The sequence below is a fragment of the Xanthobacter sp. SG618 genome (assembly GCF_012932745.1).
Lineage (GTDB): Bacteria > Pseudomonadota > Alphaproteobacteria > Rhizobiales > Xanthobacteraceae > Xanthobacter > Xanthobacter flavus.
The window spans coordinates 316,777-333,548 of the sequence record NZ_JABBHL010000002.1; the positions used below are offsets into that span (position 1 = coordinate 316,777).

Sequence of the window (16,772 nt, forward strand, 5' to 3'; positions counted from 1 at the left end):
GATGCGGCGAATGCGGGTCGTACTCAATGCCAAAGCGGGAACCGTCCACGACATGGGACCCGACAAGGTGCGCGACATCGTGGATGAGGCCCTTACCCGGCCGGACCTCGACGTGGACGTGGTGGTAGCGGAAGGCGATGCAATGGCGTCGGCGATCGCCTCGGCCCCGCACGAGGGCTACGACACGGTGGTGGTGGGGGCCGGAGACGGCACCGTCTCCTACGCCGCCTCGGTGTTCGCCAATACCGACGTGACGCTGGGCGTGCTGCCGCTCGGCACCATGAACCTCCTCGCCTACGACATCGGCCTGCCGCGCGATTTGATGGGCGCGCTGGAGGCGCTGCATGACGCAAAGCCCATGCGGGTCGATCTGGGCACCCTCAATGGCCGCCCGTTCCACGGCGTGTCCGGGGTCGGCTTCTTCAGCCAGATGGCCATGGCCCGCGAGCAGCTGCGCGACCGCGGCCGCGCCTTCGGCTGGTTCATGGCGCTGGGACGGGCGGTGTTCCGCTCCGGGCGGATGTCGCTGGAGGTGGAGGTGGCGGGCGCCCGCGAATCCATCGACGCCTATGCCGCCCTCGTCACGGTGAACGCCTTCGACGCCTCGGGCTGGCACCGCTCGCGCCTCGATGGCGGACAGCTGGAGGTGCTGGTGGCGGAGGATCGCGGCACCCTCGCGCGGCTGCGCACCGGGGCCGAGGTGCTCGTTGACGCCTGGCGCGGCGCGCCGGGCATCCACTCTTTCTCCGCGCGGCGCGTCACCATCCATGCCCGGCGCCGCCGCGCCTGGGTGGCGACCGATGGAGAAGTCACCCGCGAGAGCCTGCCCCTGCGCTACGCCCTCGCCCCCGCCGCCCTGAGCCTTCTGGTCCCGCCCTCCGCCCAGCAGTGGCAGGCGCATGAGCGCGAGGTCCACGAGCGCGATGACGTGACCTGACAAACGGTCAGACCGGCAGGTCCTCCACCGGGCGGCCCTGATAGCGGATGAGCAGCGGCACGGTGAGCGTCATGGGGTGGGAGATGCCGTGCTCCCACAGGCCGTCCTCACCCCAGCAGTCGCCATGGTCGCCGCACACCACGATGGTGGCGTCGGCGAAGCTCTCCAGCAGCGGGGCGAGCTTGCGGTCCACATATTCGCAGCACAGGCGCTGGCGCTCCCGGCACTCGGCCGCGCGGTCCACCTTCTGGAACGGCAGGCAGGGATTGTCGGTGCGGTCCCACGGCGCGCCCTCGAAATAATAGGGCACATGGGTCTCGCCCACATTGAGGAACACGAACAGGTTGCGCCGCGTCTCCCGCGCCGCCTGCTTCTCGATGAAGGCGAGCTGGGTGGCGATGCCCTTGTCGCCGGTGAACAGGAACTGCTCGAAGCTGCCGGTGAGCTTCTTGGATACCGGCGTCTTCGGATCGAACCAGCCCATGGCCGCCGCGCCGATGGTGGCGTAGCGGGCATTGCGGAAGCCATCCACGATGTCGGTACCGCTCACCGAGAAGCCCGGCCGGGCATGGCCCGCCGCCCCGGCGCGATCCAGCCGGAAGAGCCGCGCGAACTTCGGATTGAGGAACGGCGTCGGCAGTTCCGCCACGCCGGGCGTGAAGCCCGCGAACATGGCGGCATGGGAGGCATAGGTGAAATGCGCCGGCGCCTGCGCCTTGTAGAGGGCGGAGACCTTCTTCATGGCCGGGGCATTGGCCGCGACGAACGTGTCGTAACGGCAGGAGTCGATCGTGATGAAGAGCACGCTGTCAGGGGTGACACGCATGGCCGGCGCCGCTCTCAGAAAGGGGTGACTTCAGTTGCCGCCGTCATTGTTGGCCTCGCCGCATGTGTAGCCGACGAAGCAGCGCGGATTGTCGGAAGTCGGCATCCAGGCCGGAGAGGTGCTCTGGTCATCCTGGCAATAGCGCTGGTCGCGCACATAGCGCTGCGCGTTGCCGCCGCCGGTGGGGACGAGGATGAAGCCCTGCGAGTTCACCACCTGACGCACGCCGGAGCAGGTGGAGGGCGGCACCGGAACGGCCATGTAGCCTTCGGGCGGCGGCTGATTCTGTCCGTAGATGGCGGTTCCGTCGATCGGAACCGGCAGCGGCCCCGCGCCGAGATCGGAGGGCGGCGCCAGCGGATCGCCTTGGGCGAGCGCCAGAGAGGATGCGAGAAGCGACGGGACGACAAGGGCCGTCATCAACATCCGCGCGCGCAACGCGGGTGCCCCACGCGCGGCCGCCCGCGACGTTCCGGACTGGACAGAACGCATCACTTTTCCCCCTAAGTGCCGCCGCGGCAAGCCTGTAGCGCACCTTGCGCCGGCTGGCAAAGAATACCGCGCAAAATCCGCGCCGCGGCTCGGTTTCTGCCCCGTTCAAGCTGCGTCGCCCTTTTGTCACGTTTGGCCCGGCGAATTGCTGCATCACGGGAATGACGCGTGGAGGCGCGCGGCGGTTCCCGGCCCTCTTAGCCGGCGGGGCTTTGCCCGTTATCCCCACTGTCATCCACGGGGGAAAAATCCGCCCGCGCGCTGCTGGCGCTGGGGCATTCGATCTTGCTACACCACCTCCCCAAACCCAAGAATTGCCCAATCAGGGGATTGTCGGCTTCATGCTCGATCTGTCGGACAAGGGCGACCTCGAACCCACCTACCGCCAGGCGCCACACAATGTGGAGGCCGAGCAGGCGCTATTGGGCGCCATCCTCGTCAACAACGAGGCCTTCTACCGCGTCTCCGACTTCCTTGAGCCGCGCCATTTCTACGAGCCCATCCATGCCCGCGTCTTCGAGCTGGCCTCGGCGCTGATCCGCGCCGGCAAGCTGGCGACGCCGGTCACCATCAAGACCTTCCTGCCCGCGGACCTGGATGTGGCCGGCCTCACCGGGCCGCAATACCTCGCCCGCCTCGCGGCGGAGGCGACCACCGTCATCAATTCCGAGGATTACGGCCGTACCATCTACGACCTCTCGGTGCGGCGCGACTTGATCCGCATCGGCGAGGAGATCGTCAACGAGGCCTACGACGCCCCGGTGGACGCCACCCCGCAGGACCAGATCGAGGAGGCGGAAAAGCGCCTCTACGAGATCGCCGAAACCGGGCGCTATGACGGCGGCTTCCAGCGCTTCGGCGAGGCGCTGCGCGAATCGGTGGACATGGCCTCCAAGGCCTTCCAGCGTGATGGCCACCTCTCCGGCATCGCCACCGCCCTCGACGACCTCGACCACCAGATGGGCGGCCTCCAGCCGTCGGACCTTGTGATTCTCGCCGGCCGACCGGCCATGGGCAAGACCTCGCTCGCCACCAACATCGCCTTCAACATCGCCGCCGCCTATCGCGGCGAGACCCGGCCGGACGGCTCCACGGAGACCGTTTCCGGCGGCGTGGTGGGCTTCTTCTCGCTGGAAATGTCGGCCGAGCAGCTCGCCACCCGTATCCTCGCCGAGCAGGCGGAGATCGCCTCCTACAAGATCCGCCGCGGCGACATCTCGGAAAGCGAGTTCTCCAAGCTCGCCGCCGCCGCCCAGACCATGCAGACCATCCCGCTCTATATCGACGACACCGGCGGCATCTCCATCGCCCAGCTGGTGGCGCGGGCACGGCGGCTGAAGCGCCAGCGCGGGCTGGACTTCATGGTCATCGACTATCTCCAGCTGCTCTCCGGCTCCTCGAAGGCGTCGTCGCAGAACCGCGTGCAGGAGATCACCGAGATAACGACGGGCCTGAAGGCCCTGGCGAAGGAGCTGCAGGTGCCGGTCATGGCCCTGTCCCAGCTCTCGCGTCAGGTGGAAGCCCGCGACGACAAACGGCCGCAGCTTTCGGACCTGCGTGAATCCGGCTCGATCGAGCAGGACGCCGACGTCGTCATGTTCGTTTACCGGGAGGAGTATTATCTTAAAAGCAAGGAGCCGAAGCCCGGCACAGAGGAGTGGTTCAAGTGGGAGATCGAGATGAAGGCGGCCGAGAACACGGCCGAAATCATCATCGGAAAGCAGCGCCACGGCCCGACGGGGACGGTGAAGGTGCATTTCGAGCCGCAATTCACCCGCTTCTCCAACCTGGCGCGGGAGGACCACCTGCCGGATCGCCACTGACCGGCGAACCGCAGGCAACGGAGGACTCCGCCACGACCGAGGCTGCCGCAGAACAGGCCGCGCGCGAAGAGCGCGAGGCGGGCGCTGTTCTCACCATCGATCTTAGCGCCGTCGCCGACAACTGGCGCACCCTGGCCGCCCTCTCCGCCCCGGCCGAATGCGCGGCGGTGGTGAAGGCCAATGCCTATGGCCTCGGCATCGACCGCGTCGCCCCGGCCCTGTGGAAGGCCGGCGCCCGCACCTTCTTCGTCGCCCATTTCAAGGAAGCGCTGAAGCTGCGCGGGCTGCTGCCCGAGGCGGTGATCTACGTGCTCAACGGCCTGTTGCCGGAGACCGCCGCCGACCATGTGGCGGCGAACCTGCGGCCGGTGCTGGGCTCGGTGCCCGAGATCACCGAATGGAGCGACTTCTGTCGCGCGCAGGGCGCCGACCTGCCCACCGCCATCCATGTGGATACCGGCATGAACCGGCTCGGCCTGTCCGTGGACGAGGCGGTGCAGCTCGCCGGCACGCGCAAGATGCTCGGCTTCACGCCAAGCCTCGTCATGAGCCACCTCGCCTGCGCCGACACACCCGGCCACGCGCTCACCGCCCGCCAGCGCGCGGTGTTCGCGGACGTGATCCGCCGCTTCCGCGGCGTGCCGGGCTCGCTGGCCAATTCGGCCGGCACCCTGCTCGGCCGGGATTTCCGCTTCGAGCTGGTCCGTCCGGGCATCTTCCTTTATGGCGGCGTCGCCATCACCGGCGTTCCTCCGCTGCGCCCGGCGGTGCGGCTGGAGGTGAAGATCATCCAGATCTCCAACGTCGCGGCCGGCGAGACCGTGGGCTACGGCGCGGCCGAGCGGCTGAAGCGGCCGAGCCGCCTCGCCACCGTGTCCATCGGCTATGCGGACGGGCTGTTCCGCGCCGCCGGCTCCTCCGACCTCGCCAAGGGGGTGGAGGCCATCGTCGCCGGCCGGCGCTGCCATCTCGTCGGGCGCGTCTCCATGGACCTCGCCACCCTCGACATCACCGACCTGCCCGAGGATGCCGTGCAGCGGGGCGACGTGGCGGTGTTCCTCGGCGACGGCATCAGCGTGGACGACCTCGCCGCCCGCTCCGGCACCATCGGCTACGAGGTGCTCACCTCCCTCGGCGCCCGCTACGCCCGCCGCTACATCGGCGGCTGAGAGGGGGCGGTCTCCCGTGCGGCGGACACTTCCGCCGCATAGGTCTCCTCGAACCAGCCGATGCGCTTTTCGAAGGCGGGGCTGAGGCGCTGGTCCTCGGTGATCTGGCGGGCGACGCTCTGCTGGCCCTCGCACACCGCATTGTCCTCGGCGAGCACGCGGCGTGCAAAGAAGGGGACGATGCGGGCGATCATCTTCTGCGCGAAGCGGTCGAACACGCCGAGCAGCCCCGGCCGCGGCGGCGCGATCGGGCCATCGATGAGCCAGCCCTCCAGCCGCGAGCGGTCATGCGCCAGCGGCGCATAGCGCAGCACCATCACCGAATAATAGGAGCGGCCGAGGAGATCGATGGTGTGGAACTGGGACGCCCCGAAGGTGGGGAACAGGTTCACGATCAGATAATCGCGGGCGCGGTAGGTGCCGGCCCGGCAATCGGCGAGCACGCCCGCCAGCGGGTCGTCCCCCGGCTCGGTGGTATAGGCGCTGTGCCGGCCGAAGCGGGCATAGGTCACCTCCTTCGCCTTCAGATAGCCGTTGGCACCGAAGGTGGAGGGGTGGACGGCGACGATATGGTAGTCGTCCAGCGTCACGTGGGTGAGGAACTTCCAGTTGGCCGGCACCTCCCCGCCGAAGCGGGTGAAGGTACTCCCGGGCGGGCAGAGCGCGGCGAGCATGGGCGCGGCATCGCCGAGAAAGTCCGCGAGCGTTTCCCCCTCCGGATCGGGAAAGCGGCCGAACACGAGGCCGGCGAACGCCTCCACCTCGATGGGCTTCAGATGCGCGTTGAGCTGCTTCGGCAGGCAACCATAGGCCTCGTCGCAGACCGGAATGCCCAGTGCCTGCCCCTCGGCATTGTAGCGCCAGTGATGGAAGGCGCAGACCATGGCCCCCTTCCCGCTCCGCTCGCGGCGGATGGGATGGAAGCGGTGGGCGCAGACATTCTCGAAGCCGCGCAGCCGGTCGCCGAAGCGCTGGATGAAGACGGAGCGTCCGCCGAGATCGGTGCGGAACCACTGGCCGTCCTGCGCCACCTCCCCGTCGAGGCAGAGGAAGGTCCACACCCGCCCCAGCGCCTGCTGCTCGGCTGTGAAGGCCGCGGGATCGACGGCCGCGCGCACCCATTCGGCGGGCTGGTCGGCGGACGGCACCGGCCGGGCCGGCTCTTGCGGCGTGGGTGCGGGAGCAGGGCTGTCTCGAAACACGGGCGATCCCCTGACGTGACGGAGAAGGGCAGCGCACGGTGATTAGCAGAGGTGCCCCGTTCCCGCCATCTGGGGATGCGCCGCAGCCGCCGCGCAACCCCGGATGCGAAGCCGGCGGCCACGGCAGGTCCATAGGGCAGCGATGGGGTATATAGAGAACATTGCCCGAGATTCGGGGCGCTTCCTCCAGACCCGGCCGGCCCGCCCGCGCCGAGGGTGATGCTCATGGCCCGGCGCGACTCGTCCTTCATCTGCCAGTCCTGCGGCGCGGTTTATGCGCGCTGGCAGGGCAAGTGCGAAGCGTGCGGCGGCTGGAACACCATTTCCGAGGAGGTGGCGGTGGCCGCCAGCGTGCCCGCCGCGCAGCGCTCCGGCCGCAAGGGCCGCGCGGTGGTGCTGGAGAAGCTGGAGGGCACGGCCAAGCCCGCCCCGCGCCTCGTCTCCGGCATCGGCGAGCTGGACCGGGTGGCGGGCGGCGGCTTCGTGCCCGGCTCCATCCTGCTCATCGGCGGCGATCCCGGCATCGGGAAATCCACCTTGCTGGTGCAGGCCTCGGCCGCGCTGGCACAGCGGGGGCAGCGGGTCGTCTACGTCTCCGGTGAGGAGGCGGTGGACCAGGTGCGCCTGCGCGCCCAGCGACTCGGGCTGGAGAAGGCCGAGGTGGGTCTCGCCGCCGAGACCAATGCGGAGAACATCATCGCCACCCTGTCGGGTGGCCCGCCCGTTCACATGGTCGTGATTGATTCCATCCAGACCATGTGGTCGGACAGCGTGGAGAGCGCGCCGGGCACCGTCACGCAGGTGCGCACCTCGGCCCAGCTGCTGGTGCGCTACGCCAAGCAGACGGGCGCCTGCGTCATCCTCGTCGGCCACGTCACCAAGGATGGGCAGATCGCCGGCCCGCGCGTGGTGGAGCACATGGTGGACGCGGTGTTCTCCTTCGAGGGCGATGGCGGCCACCAGTTTCGCATCCTGCGCGCCCAGAAGAACCGCTTCGGCCCCACCGACGAGATCGGCGTGTTCGAGATGACCGGGCGCGGCCTGTCCGAGGTGGCTAACCCCTCCGAACTGTTCCTCTCCAACCGCGACGCCGGCGCGCCGGGTACTGCGGTATTCGCCGGCATGGAGGGCACCCGCCCGGTGCTGGTGGAGATCCAGGCGCTGGTCGCCCCCTCCTCGCTGGGCACCCCGCGCCGGGCGGTGGTGGGCTGGGACCCCAACCGCCTCTCCATGGTGCTGGCGGTGCTGGATGCCCGCTGCGGCGTGCGGCTCGGCGGCCACGATGTCTATCTCAACGTGGCCGGCGGGCTGAAGATCGGCGAGCCGGCGGCGGACCTCGCGGTGGCCGCCGCCCTCGTCTCCTCCCTCACCGGCGCGCCCTTGCCGGCGGATGCGGTGCATTTCGGCGAGGCGAGCCTCACCGGCGCAGTGCGTCCGGTGTCGCAGGCGCAGGCGCGGCTGAAGGAGGCGGCGAAGCTCGGCTTCGCCAGCGCCGTCATCCCCTCCGGCGGCCTCGACGGGCTCGACCCGCCGGTCTCGGTGCGGCCGGTGTCCTCTCTGGCGGAGCTGGTGGCGGGCATCGCGGCCAGCGCGCCCCGCCGCGCTCCGCGCGAGACGCGCGACACTGCCATGCGCGAAACGCGGGGCTCGAACGACCGCAATCCCCCGCAAAGGGCTGTCCAGCATGCGGATTGGGGCGACGACGAGGAAAGGTGACGCGGGCGGGCGCGCAAGCTATATCAGCCCCGCGGCTGGGCTCTCCGGGGGTGGGCGGGTCGCGCGCATGCGCGTCCGGCGGTGCGCCCATCACGGATCGATGCGCCGATGCCCATAACCTTGCTCGACATTATCGTTCTCTCGGTGATGCTGATTTCCGGCATCCTGGCAATGGTGCGCGGCTTTCTGCGGGAAGTCTTCTCCATCCTGTCCTGGGCTGTCGCGGCCGGCGTCACCGTCTATTTCTACAAGTCCGCTCTGCCTGTGGTGAAGCAATACATCTCGCAGGACTCGGCAGCTCTTGCGGTGACGGTGGCGTTGCTGTTCCTCGGCACGCTGCTCATTGCCTCCATCGTCACCGCGCGCATCTCGGACCTGGTGCTCGACAGCCGAATCGGCGCCCTCGACCGCACTTTGGGCTTCGCCTTCGGCCTCGCCCGCGGGCTGCTGCTGATGGTGATCGCGCTGCTGTTCTTCAACTGGCTGGTGCCGCCGGAGAAGCAGCCGCCGTGGGTCGCCAACGCAAAATCGCTGCCCGCCATCACGAAAGCGGGGGAGTGGCTGAAGGCGCAGTTGCCGGATGACCCTGAAAACACCATTTTGAACAAGTTGAAGAAGCCGCCCGCCGCAGAGGAGGGCGACACGCCTGCCGCCCCGGCCGCCCCGACGGGGGGACAGCGGTAGGTTTCTTTTGGGGGCAGCAACTGACCGGCCGGCCGGCCGGGACATCCACGCGGGGGCGCTGAGCCTTCCGCGCTATGGGTGTTCCCGGTCCGACCTCCCGGCGCAAGCTCGCACGGCGCTGCCTGACCGGCCCGCGCGGAGGGTGCATGATGGACTTGGGATGTGACGGGCCGATCTCAGTGGCCGGCGGAGACTCTTTCCGCGCGGATGGCGAACCCCTCGCGGGCGGTCGCGCCGATCTCGATCTCGACCTGAACGGCGATCGCCTCCGCGAGGAATGCGGCGTCTTCGGCATCTACAATCACCCCGAGGCCGCGGCGATCACCGCCATCGGCCTCCACGCCCTCCAGCATCGCGGACAGGAAGCCGCCGGCATCGTCTCCTATGACGGCCGCCGCTTCCATTCCGAGCGCCGCCTCGGCCTCGTGGGCGATGCCTTCTCCGATGCCGGCGTCATCGCCCGCCTGCCCGGCGACAGCGCGGTGGGCCATGTGCGCTACTCCACCACCGGCGAGACCCTGCTGCGCAACGTGCAGCCGCTGTTCGCCGAGCTCGATGCCGGCGGTTTCGCCGTGGGCCACAACGGCAACCTCACCAACGGCCTCACGCTCCGTCGCCAGCTGGTGCGCGAAGGCGCCATCACCCAGTCCACCACGGACACCGAGGTGATCCTCCATCTCGTGGCGCGCTCCCGCAAGCCGCGCTTCGTCGACCGCTTCATCGACGCCATCCGCACGCTGGAAGGCGCCTATTCGCTGGTGGCGCTCACCAACAAGAAGCTCATCGGCGCCCGCGACCCCCTCGGCATCCGCCCGCTGGTGCTCGGCTCGCTGGACGGCTCCCCCATCCTCGCCTCCGAGACCTGCGCCCTCGACATCATCGGCGCGCGCTATGTGCGCGACATCGAGAATGGCGAGGTCATCGTGATCGACGAGGAGGGCGTGCAGTCCTTCAAGCCGTTCCCGGAGATGGCGCCGCGGCCCTGCATCTTCGAGTACATCTACTTCGCCCGGCCGGATTCCGTGGTGGGCGGGCGCTCCGTCTACCAGGTGCGCAAGAATATGGGCCGCGTGCTGGCCACGGAGAGCCCGGCCAATGCGGACGTGATCGTCCCGGTGCCGGATTCCGGCGTGCCGGCGGCCATCGGCTTCTCCCAGACCTCGGGCATCCCCTACGAGCTGGGCATCATCCGCAACCACTATGTGGGCCGCACCTTCATCCAGCCCACCCAGTCCATCCGCGACCAGGGCGTGCGCATGAAGCATTCCGCCAACCGCTCGGTGGTGGAGGGCAAGAGCATCGTCCTCGTGGACGACAGCCTCGTGCGCGGCACCACCTCGGTGAAGATCGTGCAGATGATGCGCGATGCCGGCGCCAAGGAGGTGCATTTCCGCATCGCCTCCCCGCCCATCACCCACCCCGATTATTACGGCATCGACACGCCGGACCGGGACAAGCTGCTCGCCGCCACCCACGACCTGGAAGGCATGCGCCGCTATATCGGCGCGGATTCGCTGGCCTTCCTCTCGGTGGACGGCGTCTATCGCGCCATGGGCTTCGAGGGGCGCGACCCGGTGAAGCCGCAATTCACCGACCACTGCTTCACCGGCGACTATCCGACCCCGCTGACCGACCGCGCCGGCGCGGTGGCCCAGCAGCAGCTCTCCCTGCTCGCCGAAGCAAGCTGAGGGGAACACCCCTCTGCCTTGCGGCGTCTCCGGAGCGGCGGCATAACTGCCGCAACGGAAGGAGGCGTCCATGGTTGAAATGAACACCTGGCACCGCGGCCGGCTCATCGATCACATACAGCTCGTGGTGCGCGACCTTGAGGCCGCGCGCGGCTTCTATGGCGCGGCCCTCGCCGCGCTGGGCGTGCCCGTGATGGACGGGGACGGCTATTTCTATGCGGACGAACTGTTCGTGAGCACGGGCGAGCCGCTGACCGGCCGTGCCCACCTCGCCTTCCAGGCTCCGGACCGCGAGACCGTGCAGCGCTTTTACGATGCCGCCCTCGCCGCCGGCGGCACGGACAACGGGGCGCCGGGCCTGCGCCCCTATCACGCGGACTATTACGCCGCCTTCGTGCTCGACCCCGATGGCAACAACATCGAGGCGGTGTATCACGGTCCGGCCGAGCGCTCCGCGCTCTCGGTGGAGATCCGGGCCAGAAGCTGAGCCCCAGAAGCTGAGTCCACGAACAAAAGGACATCCGACCGTGACCGACCGGCCGCTTGCCGAAAAGATCGCCCTCGTCACCGGCGCCACGCGCGGCATCGGCGCCGCCACCGCGGTGGCGCTGGCCAAAGCCGGCGCGCATGTGGTGTGCGTGGGCCGCTCGGAAGGCGGGCTGCAGGAGGTGGACGACAATATCCGTGCCGTTGGCGGCAGCGCCACTTTGGTGCCGCTGAACCTCAAGGATTCCGACGGCATCGACCGGCTCGGCGGCGCGCTCTACGAGCGCTACGGCCGGCTCGACATCTATGTGGCCAATGCCGGCGTGCTCGGCCCGCTCTCGCCGCTCGGCCACGTCTTCCCGAAGGACTGGGAGGACACGGTGGCGGTGAACCTCACCGCCAACTGGCGCTGCGTGCGCTCCTTCGATCCGCTGCTGAAGCTTTCCCCGGCCGGCCGGGCTGTGGTGGTCACCTCCGGCGCGGCGAGCAAGGCGCGCGCCTATTGGGGGCCCTACGCCATCACCAAGGCGGGCCTCGAGGTGATGGCCCGCACTTGGGCGGACGAGAGCGTATCAGGCAATCTGAAGGTGAACCTCTTCAACCCCGGCCCCATCCGCACCCTGATGCGCGCCAAGGCCTTCCCCGGCGAAGACCCGTCCAGCCTGCCGGCGCCGGAAGATGCGGCGGAGGCCATTCTGCCTTTGTGCCTGCCCACCTTCATGGAATCCGGCAAGCTCTACGACTTCCCGCAGAAGAAGCTGCTCAGCTTCCAGATGCCAGCGTAAGCGGCTTCTCAAACGGCCGTCATCGCCCGGCGCGTCCGGGCGATGACAGTTGCGGAAGCCGAGAAGACCGTCGACGCAGAACCCACTCAAGCCTGCCCGCCGTCATGCCCGGGCTTGTCCCGGGCATCCACGTCGAGCCGATAGAGCAACCTTCGGCAGCTGTGCCCGGCCGAGCCACGTGGATGGCCGGGACAAGCCCGGCCATGACGGTTGCGCGAATACCTCAGACCGTTGCGTTACTGCACTCAGGCGCCTCCCCTCGCGGGAGAGGGGCCGGGGGTGAGGGGGCTGGCGCGGCCAATCCAGCATCAGGGGCGAAGGGCGCGACACCCCTCACCCCAGCCCTCTCCCGCAAGGGGAGAGGGAGCAGGACGGCGAAAGGCGAGGAGCATGTGAGCGCAGAACCCGCTCAAGCCTATCCGCCGTCATGCCCGGGCTTGTCCCGGGCACCCACGTCGGGCCGATAGGGCAGCCTTCGGAAGCCGTGCCCTGCCGAGCCACATGGATGGCCGGGACGAGCCCGGCCATGACGAGATGGCGCGAATACCTCAAACCGTTGCGTTGCCGGGCTATGGGCCTCCCCTCTCCCCTTGCGGGAGAGGGGCCGGGGGTGAGGGGGCTGGCATCGGCAGCCCGGCATCGGGACGAAGGGCGCGACCCCCCTCGCCCCAGCCCTCTCCCGCAAGGGGAGAGGGAGCAGGACGGCGAAAGGCGAGGAGTATGTGAGCGCAGAACCCGCTCAAGCCACCCGCCGCGCCTCCGCTCACGCCGCCGCCAGTTCTCCCGCCAGCGCCTTGCGGATCAGTTCGCGGGTTTCGGCGATGCCGTAGATGGCGACGAAGGAGCCGAAGCGGGGGCCGCGTTCCAGGCCGAGGAGCACCTGATAGAGCGTGTTGAACCACTCCACCGAGACGCCCGGCCGTTCGGGCGTGGCGCCCTTGGCCTTGAGGTCCTGGTAGCGCGGGATGGGGCGCGCCACGTCGTAGAGCACGGTCTGGATGTCGTCGGCGCTCGCGCCCGCCGGCAGGGCGGCCAGCGCCGCGTCGAGCTTCGTGAGGGCGTCGCGCTCCACCTCGTCGGGGGTGCGGAAGACCTTGTTGGGCTTCACGAAATCATGAAAGTAGCGCACCGCATAGCCCACCAGCTCGTGCAGCTTGGGGTGCGTCTGGTCGGACACGCCGGGCACGTGGCGCTTCAGGAAGCCCCACAGCACGCTCTCGTCCTCCGTGTTGGAGGCCGAGGCGAGGTTGAGGAGCATGGTGAAGCTCACCGGCATGTCCACATCCGGCGGGTTGCCGGCATGGATGTGATAGACCGGGTTGCCGAAGCGCAGCTTCCAGTCCTGCTGCGGATAGCGGGCGAGGAAGTTGAAATACTCGTCCACCGCCTTCGGGATCACGTCGAAGTGCAGCTTCTTCGCCGAGCGGGGCGACTGGAACATGTAGAGCGCGAGGCTTTCCGGGCTCGCATAGGTCAGCCACTCGTCGATGGTGAGACCGTTGCCCTTGGACTTGGAGATCTTCTGGCCCTTCTCGTCCAGGAACAGTTCATAGACGAAATGCTCCGGCGCGGTGCCGCCGAGGATCTGGCAGATCCTGTCGTAGATGGGCGCGTTGGTCTGGTGGTCCTTGCCGAACATCTCGAAATCGACGTCGAGCGCCGCCCAGCGGGCGCCGAAATCCGGCTTCCACTGCAGCTTCACCTTGCCGCCGGTGACGGGAAGGGTCAGCTCGGTGCCGTCCTCGTCGTCGAAGGTGATGGTGCCGGCCTTGGCGTCCACCTTCTTCAGCGGCACGTAGAGCACGCGCCCCGAGGTGGGGGAGATGGGCAGGAAGGGCGAATAGGTCGCCTGCCGCTCCTCGCCGAGGGTGGGCAGCATGACGGCCATGATCTCGTCGTACTTCTCGGCGGCCTTGAGCAGCACGGCGTCGAGCTTGCCGGAGAAGTAGTATTCGGTGGCGCTGGCGAATTCGTAGTCGAAGCCGAAGGTGTCGAGGAAGCGCCGAAGCATGGCGTTGTTGTGCGCGCCGAAGCTCGGATAGTCGCCGCCGAAGGGGTTCGGCACCTTGGTGAGCGGCATCTGGAGATAGGGCACGAGCGCGGCCGGGTCCGGCACGTTCTCGGGAATCTTCCGCATGCCGTCCATGTCGTCGGAGAAACACAGAAGGCGCGTCTTCACCTTGTCTTCGGTGAGGATGCGGAAGGCGTGGCGCACCATGGTGGTGCGCGCCACCTCGCCGAAGGTGCCGATGTGCGGCAGGCCCGAGGGGCCGTAGCCGGTCTCGAACAGCACCTCCTCCTTGGGCCGCTTCTTCAGCCGCTCCACCAGCTTGCGGGCCTCCTCGAACGGCCAGGCGGTGGCCGTTTCCGCGACGGTCTTCAGCTCGGCGGCAAGCTGAGCCGGGTCGGCGGGGGCAAGCGAGGCTTCGGACGAGGACATGACAGGCTCCGGAAAAGGAGCGCGAACTTAGAAATGCAGCCGCCCGGCGTCAACGCGACGGCGTGTGACGGGCTCCCCCGCTCGTGCGTTGACGCCGGGCGGCAAACGCCTATGCTGCACCCGCGTTCCGGATGCCCCGGCGAAAAGGGCAGAGGGAACGCGACATCGGACGATCCCTGCGGGAGAGACCGGCTGCCTCAGGTGAGGTGGGCCGGCGCCGAAGGCGCAACCGCCCCGGAACCGCTCAGGCAAAAAGGGCCGCAGGGGGACGAAACTCTGGAAAGCAGCCGTGCTGCGCCTTCACGGGCGCGGCTGGGCTCACCGAAGGAGTAAGCCGTGCCCTTCCACGAGGCGCGGTGAAATCTCTCAGGTCGGCAGACAGAGGGGGCGCCGCGCGGGTCGCGCAGGACCACCGTATCGGTGGGGTCTGCAACGCCCGGAAATTGGCGCTGTTCGTCCCGGAGCCTCCATTGGCATCGTCCCCCGATTCGCATTCCTCCTCCGAGCCTCTGCTCGAAACCCCGCTGGCCGCCGCCCACGTGGCGCTCGGCGCGCGCATGGTCCCGTTCGCGGGTTACCTCATGCCGGTCCAGTATCCCGAGGGCATCCTCGCGGAGCACACCTGGACCCGCACCCATGCCGGCCTGTTCGACGTCTCCCACATGGGCCAGGCGCTGCTCGTCGGTCCGGACCATGAGACCACCGCGCGGGCGCTGGAAGCCCTCGCCCCGGCGGATTTCGTGAACCTTGCCCCCGGCAGGCAGCGCTATTCCCAGCTCACGGCCGAAGACGGCGGCATCCGCGACGACTTCATGGCCACCCGCCCGGCGGACCCTGAGGCCGACGGCACCCTGATCCTGGTCGTCAACGCCGCTTGCAAGGGCGACGACTTCGCCCACATCGAAGCCCACCTCCCCGACGCCGTGAAGCTGGTGCAGCGCCCCGAGAGGGCGCTCCTCGCCCTTCAGGGGCCAGAGGCGGCGGCCGTGCTGGCCCGCCATTGCCCAGAGGCGGCGGACCTCGACTTCATGACCGCCTTGCCCCTCGCCTTCGACGGCGTGCCCGTGGAGGTCTCCCGCTCCGGCTATACCGGCGAGGACGGCTACGAGATCTCCGTCGCGGCGGAGGATGCGCCCGCGCTCTGGGCGGCGCTGCTGGCCGAGCCGGAGGTGAAGGCCATCGGCCTCGGCGCCCGGGATAGCCTCAGGCTGGAAGCCGGGCTCTGCCTCTATGGCCACGACATCGATCTTTCCACCTCCCCCGTGGAGGCGGCTTTGGTCTGGTCCATCCAGAAGCGGCGGCGGCTTGAGGGCGGCTTTCCTGGCGCGAGCCGCATCCAGCGCGAGCTGGCGGAAGGCCCGGCCCGCGTGCGAGTCGGCCTGAAGCTGGAGGGCCGGGCGCCGGCCCGCGAGGGCGCGGAGATCGCCTCCGAGGGCGAGATCGTCGGCCGCGTCACCTCGGGCGGCTTCGCCCCGACGCTGCAGGCCCCCATCGCCATGGGCTATGTGCCGCCGGCGCTGTCCGCGCCCGGCACGCGCCTCGACATCATGGTGCGCGGCAAGGCCCTGCCGGCCGTCGTCACCGCTCTTCCCTTCGTACCCACGCGCTATGCGCGCAAGCAGAAAACCGGGGGCTGACCATGACCGTGCGCTACACCAAGGACCACGAATACGTCCGCATCGACGGCGACGTGGCGGTGGTCGGCATCTCCGACTACGCCCAGGGCCAGCTCGGCGACGTGGTGTTCGTGGAGCTTCCCGAGATCGGCAAGGCGGTGGAGAAGGGCAAGGAAGCCGCCGTCGTCGAGAGCGTGAAGGCCGCGAGCGAGGTCTATGCCCCCATCTCCGGCGAGGTGGTGGAAGTGAATTCCGAGCTGGAAGGCGCCCCCGGCCTGGTCAATGAGGATGCCGAGGGCAAGGGCTGGTTCCTGAAGCTGAAGCTCTCCAACCCCGCCGAGTTCGACGAGCTCATGAACGAGCACGCCTACAAGGACTATCTGGACACGCTCTGACGCGCGGAAAGGCGGACACCATGAGCGACGACACCCCCATTGCCACCGTTCGCTGGGAACGCGGCGACGCCGTCTTCACGGACGGCCGCTATCCCCGCGCGCACCAATGGAAGTTCGACGGGCTGACCGTGCCCGGCTCGTCCTCGCCCGCAGTGGTCCGCCTGCCCTTGTCGAAGGCCGATGCGGTGGACCCGGAGGAGGCGCTCGCCGCCTCCCTCTCCGCCTGCCACATGCTGTTCGTGCTGGATTTCGCCCGCCGCGGCGGCTTCTGCATCGACGTCTACGAGGACAAGGTGATGGCCGCGTTCGGCAAGACCGAGCGGGGCAAGGCCTGGATTTCCCGCATCGCGCTCAACCCCGCCATCGTCTTCTCCGGCGACAAGACGCCGACGGCCGAAGACGTGGTGGCATTGCACGACAAGGCCCACGACGAATGCTTCGTGGCCAATTCCCTGCGCTCGGAGGTGGTCATCACCCCGAGCTTCACCATCGCCTGAAACGGGATCAGCGGCA

General features: G+C 68.8%; 15 protein-coding genes and 1 riboswitch. Of the genes, 11 read left to right on the plus strand and 4 right to left on the minus strand.

Annotated features, from left to right (window positions below):
• Nucleotides 1-10 precede the first annotated feature (10 nt).
• Nucleotides 11-937, plus strand: coding sequence for a diacylglycerol kinase family protein (locus FHT36_RS06945; protein ID WP_237354497.1), 927 nt, complete (start codon nucleotides 11-13; stop codon nucleotides 935-937).
• A 7-nt stretch (nucleotides 938-944) separates the two neighbouring features.
• On the opposite strand, the gene FHT36_RS06950 is transcribed toward FHT36_RS06945, so the two are convergent.
• Together FHT36_RS06950 and FHT36_RS06955 are read right to left on the minus strand one after the other, a co-directional pair.
• On the minus strand, nucleotides 945-1,763 hold the full coding sequence (locus FHT36_RS06950; RefSeq protein WP_169121782.1) for a hypothetical protein: 819 nt from the start codon (nucleotides 1,761-1,763) through the stop codon (nucleotides 945-947).
• A 30-nt stretch (nucleotides 1,764-1,793) separates the two neighbouring features.
• Nucleotides 1,794-2,183, minus strand: coding sequence for a hypothetical protein (locus FHT36_RS06955; protein ID WP_169121783.1), 390 nt, complete (start codon nucleotides 2,181-2,183; stop codon nucleotides 1,794-1,796).
• A gap of 413 nt (nucleotides 2,184-2,596) precedes the next feature.
• Between FHT36_RS06955 and FHT36_RS06960 the strand changes: the two genes are divergently transcribed.
• On the plus strand, nucleotides 2,597-4,078 hold the full coding sequence (locus tag FHT36_RS06960; RefSeq protein ID WP_029556768.1) for a replicative DNA helicase: 1,482 nt from the start codon (nucleotides 2,597-2,599) through the stop codon (nucleotides 4,076-4,078).
• A 95-nt stretch (nucleotides 4,079-4,173) separates the two neighbouring features.
• Entirely contained in the window at nucleotides 4,174-5,247 is a 1,074-nt protein-coding gene (gene alr, locus FHT36_RS06965) for an alanine racemase (RefSeq protein WP_229646874.1), read from the plus strand.
• Here the strand turns inward: alr and FHT36_RS06970 are convergent.
• Nucleotides 5,232-6,395, minus strand: coding sequence for a Rieske 2Fe-2S domain-containing protein (locus FHT36_RS06970; protein WP_169121784.1), 1,164 nt, complete (start codon nucleotides 6,393-6,395; stop codon nucleotides 5,232-5,234). The genes alr and FHT36_RS06970 overlap by 16 nt on opposite strands.
• 279 nt (nucleotides 6,396-6,674) lie before the next feature.
• Between FHT36_RS06970 and radA the strand changes: the two genes are divergently transcribed.
• From radA to FHT36_RS06995, 5 genes are all read left to right on the plus strand, one after another.
• Nucleotides 6,675-8,165, plus strand: a complete 1,491-nt coding sequence (gene radA, locus FHT36_RS06975; protein WP_169121785.1) for a DNA repair protein RadA — start codon at nucleotides 6,675-6,677, stop codon at nucleotides 8,163-8,165.
• A gap of 108 nt (nucleotides 8,166-8,273) precedes the next feature.
• Nucleotides 8,274-8,849: a CvpA family protein gene (locus tag FHT36_RS06980; RefSeq protein WP_024277148.1), complete on the plus strand. Its 576-nt coding sequence runs from the start codon at nucleotides 8,274-8,276 to the stop codon at nucleotides 8,847-8,849.
• 146 nt (nucleotides 8,850-8,995) lie between these two features.
• Nucleotides 8,996-10,537 carry an amidophosphoribosyltransferase gene (gene purF, locus FHT36_RS06985; protein WP_371744973.1) on the plus strand — a complete coding sequence of 514 codons (1,542 nt, stop codon included), beginning with the start codon at nucleotides 8,996-8,998 and terminating at the stop codon, nucleotides 10,535-10,537.
• A gap of 70 nt (nucleotides 10,538-10,607) precedes the next feature.
• Nucleotides 10,608-11,024 (plus strand): VOC family protein, encoded by a 417-nt coding sequence (locus FHT36_RS06990; RefSeq protein ID WP_169121786.1) that lies wholly within the window; start codon nucleotides 10,608-10,610, stop codon nucleotides 11,022-11,024.
• 40 nt (nucleotides 11,025-11,064) lie between these two features.
• Nucleotides 11,065-11,808 carry an SDR family NAD(P)-dependent oxidoreductase gene (locus FHT36_RS06995; protein WP_229646407.1) on the plus strand — a complete coding sequence of 248 codons (744 nt, stop codon included), beginning with the start codon at nucleotides 11,065-11,067 and terminating at the stop codon, nucleotides 11,806-11,808.
• A 763-nt stretch (nucleotides 11,809-12,571) separates the two neighbouring features.
• Here the strand turns inward: FHT36_RS06995 and FHT36_RS07000 are convergent.
• Entirely contained in the window at nucleotides 12,572-14,248 is a 1,677-nt protein-coding gene (locus FHT36_RS07000) for a lysine--tRNA ligase (protein ID WP_169121788.1), read from the minus strand.
• Nucleotides 14,249-14,417: 169 nt separating this feature from the next.
• Nucleotides 14,418-14,519: riboswitch (glycine riboswitch) on the plus strand.
• Between the two features lie 199 nt (nucleotides 14,520-14,718).
• Between FHT36_RS07000 and gcvT the strand changes: the two genes are divergently transcribed.
• From gcvT to FHT36_RS07015, 3 genes are read left to right on the plus strand one after another with little or no spacing between them, the layout of a single operon-like run.
• On the plus strand, nucleotides 14,719-15,885 hold the full coding sequence (gene gcvT, locus FHT36_RS07005) for a glycine cleavage system aminomethyltransferase GcvT (protein ID WP_169121789.1): 1,167 nt from the start codon (nucleotides 14,719-14,721) through the stop codon (nucleotides 15,883-15,885).
• Between the two features lie 2 nt (nucleotides 15,886-15,887).
• Entirely contained in the window at nucleotides 15,888-16,259 is a 372-nt protein-coding gene (gene gcvH, locus FHT36_RS07010) for a glycine cleavage system protein GcvH (RefSeq protein ID WP_169121790.1), read from the plus strand.
• A gap of 20 nt (nucleotides 16,260-16,279) precedes the next feature.
• Nucleotides 16,280-16,756 (plus strand): OsmC family protein, encoded by a 477-nt coding sequence (locus FHT36_RS07015; protein ID WP_169121791.1) that lies wholly within the window; start codon nucleotides 16,280-16,282, stop codon nucleotides 16,754-16,756.
• Nucleotides 16,757-16,772 lie beyond the last annotated feature (16 nt).

Coding starts and splice junctions, on each gene's coding strand:
- FHT36_RS06945 (WP_237354497.1), top strand. CDS start 11: ATGCGGGTCGTACTCAATGCCAAAGCGGGAACCGTCCACGACATGGGA.
- FHT36_RS06950 (WP_169121782.1), bottom strand. CDS start 1,763: ATGCGTGTCACCCCTGACAGCGTGCTCTTCATCACGATCGACTCCTGC.
- FHT36_RS06955 (WP_169121783.1), bottom strand. CDS start 2,183: ATGACGGCCCTTGTCGTCCCGTCGCTTCTCGCATCCTCTCTGGCGCTC.
- FHT36_RS06960 (WP_029556768.1), top strand. CDS start 2,597: ATGCTCGATCTGTCGGACAAGGGCGACCTCGAACCCACCTACCGCCAG.
- radA (WP_169121785.1), top strand. CDS start 6,675: ATGGCCCGGCGCGACTCGTCCTTCATCTGCCAGTCCTGCGGCGCGGTT.
- FHT36_RS06980 (WP_024277148.1), top strand. CDS start 8,274: ATGCCCATAACCTTGCTCGACATTATCGTTCTCTCGGTGATGCTGATT.
- purF (WP_371744973.1), top strand. CDS start 8,996: ATGATGGACTTGGGATGTGACGGGCCGATCTCAGTGGCCGGCGGAGAC.
- FHT36_RS06990 (WP_169121786.1), top strand. CDS start 10,608: ATGGTTGAAATGAACACCTGGCACCGCGGCCGGCTCATCGATCACATA.
- FHT36_RS07000 (WP_169121788.1), bottom strand. CDS start 14,248: ATGTCCTCGTCCGAAGCCTCGCTTGCCCCCGCCGACCCGGCTCAGCTT.
- gcvH (WP_169121790.1), top strand. CDS start 15,888: ATGACCGTGCGCTACACCAAGGACCACGAATACGTCCGCATCGACGGC.
- FHT36_RS07015 (WP_169121791.1), top strand. CDS start 16,280: ATGAGCGACGACACCCCCATTGCCACCGTTCGCTGGGAACGCGGCGAC.